At 36.9% G+C, this 11110-nt stretch carries 8 protein-coding genes; 6 read left to right on the plus strand and 2 right to left on the minus strand.

The genetic code is table 11. The annotated features are described in order from the left end of the window. The coding region (locus A3EO_RS0110875; protein ID WP_018347168.1) for a helix-turn-helix domain-containing protein at positions 1-202 on the minus strand (202 nt) is incomplete at its 3' end. A gap of 93 nt (positions 203-295) precedes the next feature. Here A3EO_RS0110875 and A3EO_RS12935 point away from each other — a divergent pair. From A3EO_RS12935 to A3EO_RS12940, 6 genes are all read left to right on the plus strand, one after another. Next, positions 296-2032: a type I restriction-modification enzyme R subunit C-terminal domain-containing protein gene (locus tag A3EO_RS12935; protein ID WP_233432290.1), complete on the plus strand. Its 1737-nt coding sequence runs from the start codon at positions 296-298 to the stop codon at positions 2030-2032. A 264-nt stretch (positions 2033-2296) separates the two neighbouring features. Beyond that, positions 2297-3337: a Fic family protein gene (locus A3EO_RS0110890; RefSeq protein ID WP_457911899.1), complete on the plus strand. Its 1041-nt coding sequence runs from the start codon at positions 2297-2299 to the stop codon at positions 3335-3337. A gap of 30 nt (positions 3338-3367) precedes the next feature. Further along, a complete protein-coding gene (locus A3EO_RS0110895) occupies positions 3368-4795 on the plus strand; it encodes a restriction endonuclease subunit S (protein ID WP_211206180.1) in 1428 nt (475 codons plus the stop codon). Further along, positions 4792-5703 (plus strand): Abi family protein, encoded by a 912-nt coding sequence (locus A3EO_RS0110900; RefSeq protein ID WP_018347173.1) that lies wholly within the window; start codon positions 4792-4794, stop codon positions 5701-5703. Before A3EO_RS0110895 ends, A3EO_RS0110900 begins: the two co-directional genes overlap by 4 nt. Positions 5704-5975: 272 nt before the next feature. Next, complete coding sequence (locus tag A3EO_RS0110905; protein WP_018347174.1) at positions 5976-7469, plus strand: class I SAM-dependent DNA methyltransferase; 1494 nt, start codon at positions 5976-5978, stop codon at positions 7467-7469. Positions 7470-7519: 50 nt separating this feature from the next. Beyond that, positions 7520-10339: an SIR2 family protein gene (locus A3EO_RS12940; RefSeq protein WP_018347175.1), complete on the plus strand. Its 2820-nt coding sequence runs from the start codon at positions 7520-7522 to the stop codon at positions 10337-10339. Between the two features lie 504 nt (positions 10340-10843). On the opposite strand, the gene A3EO_RS0110915 is transcribed toward A3EO_RS12940, so the two are convergent. After that, positions 10844-11110: IS3 family transposase (locus A3EO_RS0110915; protein WP_018347176.1), on the minus strand; the 267-nt coding region annotated here is incomplete at its 5' end.

Here is an 11110-nt window from a genome sequence, read left to right on the forward strand (position 1 = left end):
GATATTTAAACTCTGGGGTGTAGGTTCGTTTGGTATGCAGCACGGCTAAGCCCTTTATACCTGAATGTTGATATTGGGCAATCCAACGCCTTAATGTGCGTTTAGACACGGTAAATGTACGACAGGTTAAAGAAAGGTTTTCCTCGTGTTGAAAGTAGAAATCTACCACTTGTTGTTTAAATGTTTGGTTATATTTAGTCATAAAAAATCTGCACCTTTGTATGTTGTTGGATAATAAGTCCAACTTTTGGGGTGCAGATCAAACCGAACCTTTGGCTTTTTCAATCAAAATGTGGTGAGTGAATACAGCCACGAGCAAGCCGTTGCCGATGGTGTCAACGTGGGTAATGAAGTGTATTTGATTAATACCAAAATCAGCACCGAAGGCGGCAAATTCAAAGCAGAAGAATTGGTGGAACACCGTGAACGCACCACACGCCGCAAACGCTGGCAACAGCAAGACAGCGATGAGGCTTATAGTGCCAAACAACTGGATCGGGATATTGTCAATCCCAGCCAAATCCGCACCATTATCCGCACTTTTCGCGACCATCTGCCCGTGATGTTTCCCAACCGTCAAGAAGTGCCAAAAACCTTGATTTTCGCCAAAAACGACAGCCATGCGGATGACATCATCAAAATGGTGCGGGAAGAATTTGGGCAAGGCAATGAATTTTGCAAAAAAATCACCTATCGCGCCAAAGAGGATACCTTAGACGAACAAGGCAACATTATCGAACAAGGCGAAGAACCGAAAACCGTGCTAGCCAATTTTCGCAACAGCTATCACCCACGCATTGCCGTTACTGTCGATATGATCGCCACTGGTACAGACGTTCGCCCGTTAGAATGTTTACTGTTTATGCGAGATGTGAAAAGCCGCAATTATTTTGAGCAAATGAAAGGACGAGGCACACGCACGCTGGACAAAGAGGGTTTGCAAAAAGTTAGCCCCTCCGCCCCCTCTGCCAAAACCCATTATGTGATTGTTGATGCCATTGGTGTAACCAAATCGCTGAAAACCGCCAGCCAACCACTCGACACCAAACGCACGGTGAGTTTTGCTGATTTAGGAAGAGCGGTAGTTTTTGGCGGCGTTTTTGACAGCGATAGCATTAGCTCACTTGCCGCACGCCTTGCTCGAATCAATAAACAACTTGACGAAGAACAACAGCAACAGATCAGCAAAATCACAAACGGCGTGCCATTATCGCAACTGGTGAAAGACCTCTTTCACGCCATCAATGCCGATGAAATTCATCAGGCAGCCTGCGAACAAGAAAGCATTTCCCTTGAGGAAATGCCGTCTGAACAAACCATTTTACAAATACAAAAACAACGGGTAAAAACCGCCACCCAACCGCTTTCAATGGAACTCATCACCACATTAGATGAAATCCGCAAGCAAAACGAACAAAAAATCGACCCCGAACTCGATGAAATCACCCACGTTGGTTGGGCGAACGATGACCAAACCCTTACCCAGCATTTTGCCGACTGGATTGCCGAACACAAAGACGAAATCACCGCCTTGCAAATTTTTTACAACCAGCCTTATCAACGCCAAGCCTTGAGCCTTGCGATGATTAAAGAGCTGGCAAGTGCGGTAAAAAAAGCTAAACCAAGCCTTGCCTTTAGCCATATTTGGCAAGCCTATGCCCGCTTGGACAAAGTGAGCGACCAGCCCGAAAACGAACTCACCGCCTTAGTCAGCCTGATTCGCCGTGTGGTGGGCATTGATGACATCATCACCCCATTTGCCAAAACCGTACGCAAAAACTTCCAAAAATGGACATTTGAACACAACCGCCGAGCTGGCAAACCACTTACCGAAGAACAAATGGCGTGGCTGACGATGATACGGGATCATCTCATCACCTCCTTTGCCATCGCAGAAAACGACTTTGAATTAACGCCCTTTAACCAGCAAGGGGGCTTCGGGCAAGCCTATGATGTATTAAGTGAAATCGCTGCCAACGACCAAGATTTTTACGCCCTGCTCAATGAGATTAACCAACAATGGATCGCCTAATTATTTTGATAATCAAAAAAGAAAAAAAATGAGTGGCAAGCAAATTTGCTGTTCATCTGTGATGGACAAGGTTTTTTGTTCATCAAAATAATCAAAATATGATTGACAACCTTGCTTGTTACGCATAAATAAGTGATAATGTGCTTCGTTAATCATTTTCACCTATTTTTGAGTAACAAAATGCTGAACACGCTGGACTTTTCAAAAGCGGTGGATTATCACTATGACCGATTTCCGCCCCAAACCTTAGACTACAACCGCTTAATGGCAAGCCTGCTCAGTGCTACCGATGCACTGGCCCGTTATGACCAAATGCTCAAAAATCTGCACAACAGTGAGATTTTGCTTGCTCCCTTACGCAATCAAGAAGCCATTATTTCATCGCGAATGGAAGGAACGATCAGTACACTGGATGAGATTTTGCAGTATGAGGCGGATTTTGCCGAAAATGAAATGCCCAGCGAAGTACGTTCCGACATCATCGAAACCGTGCTTTATCAACGCGCCTTAAAAAATGCCCAACGTGCGATGAAAGAGGNCTACCCTTTAAGTAAATCACTCATCAAAACCTTACACCAACAATTGCTTTCTTCGGGGCGTGGTGCCACCAAATCCCCAGGGCAGTTTAAAAATGAACAAAACTACCTCGCCGACCGCAACAAGAAAACCATTTTATTTGTGCCTATTAGCCCTGAAAAATTGGAGCAAGGTTTAGATAATCTGTTTGAATACATCAATCACAATCCAACGCCGATTTTGCCCAAAACTGCCATAACACATTTGGAATTTGAAGCCTTGCACCCATTCCAAGACGGTAACGGACGCATTGGGCGAATGCTGATTACCTTAATGTTATGGCGAGCAGGGGCAATTAGCGAACCGCATTTTTATATCAGCGGTTATTTTGAAGAACATAAAGAAGAATATTTAGCCTTAATGCGACAAGTATCTGAAAATGGCGACTGGGTGGCGTGGTGTGAATTTTTTTTGCAGGCGATTGCCAATCAAGCACATTACAATTTAACCATTGCCCAAAATATCAGCGATTTATACGAAAAGATGAAACCCATTTTTAGCGAAACACTATCCTCAAAATGGGCGATGACGGTGCTGGATTTTGTGTTTACTTATCCTGTATTTCGTGGCAACCAATTAAGCGAAAAAACCGAGATTTCTCCAGCTTCTGCCAATCGCTTTGTCCGCACCTTGCACGATAAAGGCATTTTGATGTTAAAAGAAGAAAGTGCAGGCAGAAAATCGGCTTTGTATTCTTTTGAACCGATGATGAATTTGGTACGAGTTTAATTTTAGGGTAAGACGATGACAAGTGAGACAATGCCAGTGCCGAAAGGGTGGGAAATAAAGAAATTTGGTGATGTAATTGATATTCAAGGTGGAAGTCAACCACCTAAATCAGAATTTATCTATGAGCCTAAAGAAAATTATATTCAATTACTGCAAATTCGTGATTTTGGTGAAAATGGTGTTCCAACTTTTGTACCTAAAAATCGTGTAACTAAATTTTGTGATGAAGATGATGTTTTAATTGCTAGATATGGGGCATCATTAGGGCGTATCGTTACTGGCTTAGCTGGAGCATATAATGTTGCTCTAGCAAAAACTATTTTTGATGAAAGTGTATTATTGAAACGATTTGTTTATTATTTGTTGCAAACACAAATCTTCCAAGTTCCTTTAACAATGATTTCTCGATCGGCTCAAAATGGATTTGCTAAGCACGAAATAGCACATATTGAAATCCCAATCCCCCCACTTGCCACCCAACAAGCCATCGTCAATAAAATCGAAACCCTATTTGCTGATATTGACGCAGGCATAGGCTGCCTGAAAACCGCAGAGCAACAGCTTAAACAATATCGCCAAGCTTTGCTGAAAAACGCTTTTAACGGCGAACTGACTAAACAATGGCGAACCGAACACGCCGAAAGCTTGCCCTCTGCTGCGGAATTACTCGAACAAATTCAAACCGCACGTGAACAGCACTACGCCCAACAGCTTGCCGATTGGCAAAGTGCGGTAAAAAATTGGGAAGAAAACGGCAAACAGGGCAAAAAACCGAGTAAGCCATCAGCTTTAAAAAAACTTGAACCGATTGCAAAATTAAATGAAATTGAATTAACTAAATTACCCGATACTTGGTTTTGGGAGCGATTAGGATTAATAACTTTGGGCATTGAATATGGGACATCTGCCAAATCTCAACCTGAAGGTAAAGTTCCTGTCTTAAGAATGGGGAATATGCAAAACGGAAAAATTGATTGGACAGACCTTGTTTATTCTAATAACGATGAGGAAATTAAACAATATCTATTAAAAAAAGGAGATGTTTTATTCAATCGAACAAATAGTCCTGAATTGGTAGGGAAAACATCAATTATTGAAACAGATGAAAAAGCAATTTTTGCAGGCTATCTCATTAGAATAAATCATTTAACGGATATTGTTGATGGGAGGTATTTAACCTATTTTTTAAATTCAATCATTGCTAAAAATTATGGTAACTTTGTAAAAACAGATGGTGTTAATCAATCTAATATCAACGGTCAAAAATTAATACATTATCCATTTGTATTTTGCTCACTTGCCGAACAAACCCAAATTGTTGCCATTTTAGAAAGCAAACTCACCGCCTGCGATCACTTAGCCACCGAACTTGCCACCCAGCTTAAACAAGCCGAATTGCTCAAACAAGCGGTATTAAAAGCGGCGTTTTCAGGTAAGCTACTGGAGCCATCGGAATGAAGCAACAAAAAATCTGGAAAAGTTTCCAAGAGCAACTAGAAATTCTAAAAAATAGAGGCTTGGTCATTGAAAATGAAAAGAAAGCGTTGGGCTATTTAAAAACGATTGGCTATTATCGGCTGAGTGGTTATTTATATTCTTTTCGTCAATTTGATCCAAACAATCCTAAAAGTCGTCTTGATGATTTTATCCCTAATAGTCGTTTTGAAGATGTGAAGCAACTTTATATCTTTGATAAAAAATTAAGGCAACTTGCACTGGATGCGTTAGAACGTATAGAAATCGCATTGAGAGTCAATCTAGCTTATACGTTGGGACAGTGCGATCCTTTGGCATACCAAAAAGCACAGTTTTTTGATCCGAGTTTTGATCATCAAAAATGGTTGGATAAATATCAAAATTTGATTCATCGAGAAAGTGAAAGTAGCTTTGTGAAGCACCATTTGCAGCATTACGGTCATTTGCCTATATGGGCTGCGGGTGAAATTTGGGACTTCGGTACTTTGTCAATGTTATACAAAGGTATGTTGGAAAAAGACAAAGATCGTGTTGCCAAAATTTACCACCTTAAAAATGGAAAACATTTACAAACGCATTTGCATGCTTTTAACTTTATCCGTAATGTGTCAGCACATCACAGCCGTCTGTGGAATAAAGCTATTATTTTTAAGGCAAATATAAAAGGATTGCATGAAGTACAATGGAAACAGTTGCATGCTACTCAGCCGTTTCTTTATTTTTGCTTGATGAAAAGAATGCTAGATGTCATCTGCCCTAATTCAACGTGGGGAGAACGATTCTTAGCCTTGTTACAAACTTTTCCAACCGTTGAAAACCAAGCTATTAGCTTGCAACAAATGGGGGTTACGGTTGACCTAAATGATTGGAATTTATGGAAAAAACCTTAAAAAAAGAAAGCCCCCAACCTTGTGGATCCAACCACTTAGGTTGGCAAAGCAGGGGGAGTTATTGGGTACTAGTATAAGCCTATTGGATCCATGAAGTCAAGTTCAAGGAGTCAATGAAAGGCAGTGATGGGTTTAACCGTTGCTTAACCAGAAGGTGATTTTGTCAGAAAGCTTGAATCTTGTTTTTATAAAATATCAATGACTTATGTAATAGAATTTGTTTGACTATTGTTTATCTAAACCACAGCATATTTAAAATTTAAGAGAACATAATGACTGTATCTAATACAACACAAACCTCAAACGCCATTGTTCAAAAAGTTTGGAGCTTTTGCCATATGCTCCGTGATGATGGCGTAAGCTATGGCGATTATTTAGAACAGATTACTTATCTGATTTTCTTAAAAATGGCATTTGAATACAGCCAGCCACCCCATAATCGCGATGTGGGCATTCCCGTTGAATACAGCTGGAAAAGCCTCACCGATCGCACAGGGGCAGATCTAGAAAGCCATTATCTAGCCCTATTGCGTGATTTAGGTCAGAGAAAAGGCTTGCTGGGGCAAATTTTTACCAAAGCACAAAACAAAATCCAAGATCCTGCTAAATTATCCCGCTTGGTGGCGATGATTGATGAAACCAAATGGACACGTTTGGGCGTAGATGTTAAAGGCGATATTTACGAGGGCATTTTGGAAAAAAACGCCGAAGACACCAAATCAGGTGCGGGGCAATACTTCACACCTCGTGCCTTGATTGAAGCCATAGTGCAATGCGTCCGCCCACAAGCCGATACAGTGATTGCCGATCCTGCTTGTGGCACAGGCGGTTTTTTGCTGGCAGCATACGGCTATTTAGAAAAACACGCCAATTTAAATGCCGAACAAAAAGTGCGGTTAAAAAACGGCACATTTTTTGGTAATGAAATTGTCGCCAATACACGCCGTTTATGTTTAATGAATTTATTTTTGCACGGCATTGGGGAAATGGATGGAAAAAGCCCGATTAGTGCCGATGATTCTTTGGTCGCACCCAGCAAACATAAAGTCGATTTAGTTTTAGCCAATCCTCCCTTTGGCAAAAAAAGCAGTATGACCATCACCAATGCTGATGGCGAAGCCGAAAGCGAAGATTTCGTATATAACCGCCAGGACTTTTGGGCAACCACCTCAAACAAACAAGTGAATTTCCTACAGCATATTTACACTATGCTGAAAAACAACGGACGGGCGGCAGTGGTTGTGCCTGATAATGTGTTGTTTGAAGGCGGAGCAGGCGAAACTGTACGGAAAAAATTATTGCAGATGACCGACTTGCACACCATTTTACGCTTGCCAACGGGGATTTTTTACGCCAACGGCGTGAAAGCCAATGTATTATTTTTTGATAACCGCCCCGCACAAGATGGCGATGTTACCCAAGAAATTTGGGTGTATGACTACCGCACCAATGTGCATCACACCTTAAAGAAAAAGCCGATGCAATTAGCAGATTTACAAGACTTTATCGACTGCTATTGCCCTGAAGACCGTTCAAAGCGTGCGGAAACCTACCACGCGGAAAATAATCCTAATGGACGTTGGCGTAAATTCAGCATTGATGAAGTTAAAAGCAGAGAAAAAACCAGCTTGGATATTTTTTGGCTGAAAGATCACTCGCTCACCGATTTAGACAATTTGCCTGAACCCGATATTTTAGCCGATGAAATCATTGAAAATATCGAAGCGGCATTGGCGAATTTCCGCAGCGTTTCGGGGCAGTTGTGATGTCTTTATATAAGATCATCACTCTTAATTTTTAGAGGATTAGTTTGGAAATGAAATTTATACAAGCAGATATTGATTCAATTGCAATGGCTCAAGAGAATGATAGTTTAACAGTCTTTATCGGTGCTGGCTTTTCAAAATTTTCTGAAACAAATACAATTAGATTTCCCTCTTGGGGAGAATTAATTGAAACATTAAAAAGTGAACTGAATACAAAGGAAACAGATTATCTTAAAATAGCACAGTTATATTTTATTGAATTTGGTGAGTTTAAACTTTACCAAAAATTAAGATCGTTTATTCCATTAGATGCCAAACCATCTGATTTTCATATTAAAGTATTTCAAGTCTTGCAACCTAAATATATTATCACCACAAATTGGGATAATTTATTAGAAAAAACTATTGTAGAAAATGGCTTAATTTATGATATTGTAAAAACAGAAAGTGATTTAATTAAATCAACACTCCCTAATAAATTAATTAAAGTTCATGGTGACTTTGAATCTCATAATATTATTTTCAAAGAAGATGATTACTTGAATTATAGCGTAAAAAATCCTTTATTTGATAATTTTTTAAAGCATATTCTATCCACAACAACAGTTGTTTTTCTGGGCTATTCATATAGTGATATTGATTTAAAACAAATAATAAAGTGGATTGAGAAAAATTCGAAAATATCTCCGCCTAGATTTATATTGAATAAAAACATAGAATCTTCAGAAAAAAATTATCTACAAAACCATGGCATAAAATATTTAGAGGTAACATCTGATGAGATAATATCTGATAATATAGAATTCAAGAAATTATATGAAGAATTTTTTTATTCCATAGAAAACACCCTAAACGAAGAATCATTTTTTTATGGAGAAAAGATTCCTGATGCCGATGTTGTGGCTTATTTCTATAATAAATTAATTGGTTTGCGTGAGTTGAATACATTATTACCAGAACAAATTACAAATTTTTTTTCAAATTGTACAATCGAATATCATCACAATTGTTTTGGTTTAGAGTTTCATAGTAAACTATTAACTATAGATTATAATCATAATATTAGAAGTGTTTATGCTAAATTTTTTGAAATCATTTATGATGAAAATAAGATTAAAATATTTAAAGATAAATTAGATAATATTTTTTCTTTATTTCTTTCTGCTGGTGTAGTATTTATTAAAAACAGTGATTCTATATTTAATATAATAGAGTATTTTAAATCTGAGATTATTGATACCGTCTTTAATGGTGAAGAAAATAACTTTTCAAAATTCATTTCTTTTTCAAGCAAAATGCCAAAGGTTCATTTGGATTTACTTACATTTCATAATAAGTCTGAAGAAGAAAAATTATTAATATTTAAAAATTTATCCGATGAGGTAACGCAATATCTTGCAAGAAAGCAATATTTATTAGCAATGATTTCTAAATTTAATAAATCTGTTTTTGCTTATCAATTAAGTAATGATAAGGATATTACAAAGGATTTAAGAGATCAATTTGGAAAGGATGCTCGGTATAACTTTGATAATGAATTAATAAACAATAAATACCCATATAAAAGTAAAAAACATTTTCAACCTCTTATAGACCTATTGAACTTTAAGTCAATATATAGATTTCATTATGATTCTACAATAGATAATAAAACTTTTTTGGAAGCCGAAAAAAATAGAAAAAATGGTGGGTTACATTATAGTAATAGTGAGCAAAGATCGAATGATCGTTTAATTCAATTATTACGCTTTTGTGCGGAAAATAATGTGGTTTTAGACCTTTATTCTGAATTTAAACAATTAATGGTTTCATATGTTACTGGCAAGATTGAGATTTCGAAAGTAAATGAGGTTTTTAAATTTTCTATATACGATCTATTTATTATGATTAAATATTTTAAATTTAAAGATATTTTGTCGATCTTGCTAGAAAATGTTATCTATTTTGTGAGAGAGCCTGAAAAAGAAGGCAATGGAGAAAACTTATTACAATTTGGCGAAAATGAAAAAGAGTATATTAAAACGGTTTTTAAGAACTTATCTGAATTATTTATAAAGTATAGCGATTCATTTTATTCAAATATTATATCTGACTCTTATTGTAATCTTATATTGATTTTGGGTTTAGTCAATTGGGACAAGGAAGAGCTAAATAAGTTTATCTATGAAATAAAAAATAGTTTATTAAAAGCAAATATTCCTTATAAGACTATCAGCTCTATAAATCATTTTATTCTTCTGCAATATAAATTATACAAAACGAATAATGGAAATTTTTTAAAACTAATTGATGCGGTATTAGAAGGGTTCGTTTTAGGTAAGTTTAAATCTCCTCTTTATGAAAAAATAAATCATGATTTATCATATTTATATAATTATTCAGTGATAATGAATATTGCTTATTCAAATATAGATTTAGTTGAAAAAGTTATTTTTTTACTTAGGCAAAATTTTAAAAATGATAAGAGGGCTCAACGTTTTTATATCCAAAATATTTTACTGCCTGTATATCAAATATCAAATGATAAAATTAAAAGTATTTTTATTGACTATTTTAATGAATTAAGAATAAATCATTGGCAAAAGATCAACGATAAAGAAGAATTATATGAAGAAATATTTAGAGAATTGGATTTTTTACAAAATGGTTGTGAAATTAAAGAGAATTTTTTAACATTTTTAAATAAGTGGATTAATGAGGATCTGAATAAGGAGGTTTACTCTAGTATCAAATTTCTTAAGGCTGGAGGAATTGAATTTATGCTGGGATTGATTAAATTTTTAGTGAATGAGAAAAAACTCAACCAGTTTTCAGAAATATATGATAGGTTAAGGGATAAAATAGCTAAAGAGGAAGAGCAGGTAAACTAGTTTCCCTTTTTCCTAACACCACACCATCTTATGCTATGAAGCCTGTTTGCGGATTGATTTGTCGTGAATCAGGCTTTTTCTAAGCATACAAAAAATCACTCACTTCCCCCATCTTTGCCATCAAGCATTTGCACTATTCACCATTTCAGCAAAAGCCTTTATTGCGATATTTAATGACACCTCAACGCCAAAATCAAGCCGCCAAAGGTTAAGATGAGGCTAGCGAAATAGAGCCGAATAGATACTCCTTAAAATTTCTTTTTGTTATGATGGGTAAAAGTGCGGTGATTTTCCACCGCACTTTTTCAGATGGCATTACGCTAATTCACGGCGATGATGCATCATTAAATCGGCAATGGGTTTAGCAATTAGCCATTGTTTGCTTTAGCTATCCCATTGTTTATTCAGGCTGCCTGAAAAGTGCGGTGCGTTTTTCAAGCTGTTTTTATCGTTGTTATGAAAACGCCGTGCGATGTTCTGATCTGACCCCGAAAAGTTAGACTGTTATTTTAAGGACTGAATTCTGTATTGAACAGGACTCAGTCCATTTAATCTTAATTGTATTCTTTCCTCATTGTAATAACGAACATATTCTTTGATAACGGATTCAAGTTCTTCAATGCTTTCGAAAGTTTTGCCATAAAAACATTCTACTTTCATCCGACCAAAGAAACTCTCCATCGCGGCATTATCTAAACAATTGCCTTTCCTCGACATACTCTGCACAATATTGTGCTGAGCGAGTAACTGTTGATAACTTAACATTTGGTA

This window comes from Gallibacterium anatis DSM 16844 = F 149 (assembly GCF_000379785.1).
GTDB lineage: Bacteria > Pseudomonadota > Gammaproteobacteria > Enterobacterales > Pasteurellaceae > Gallibacterium > Gallibacterium anatis.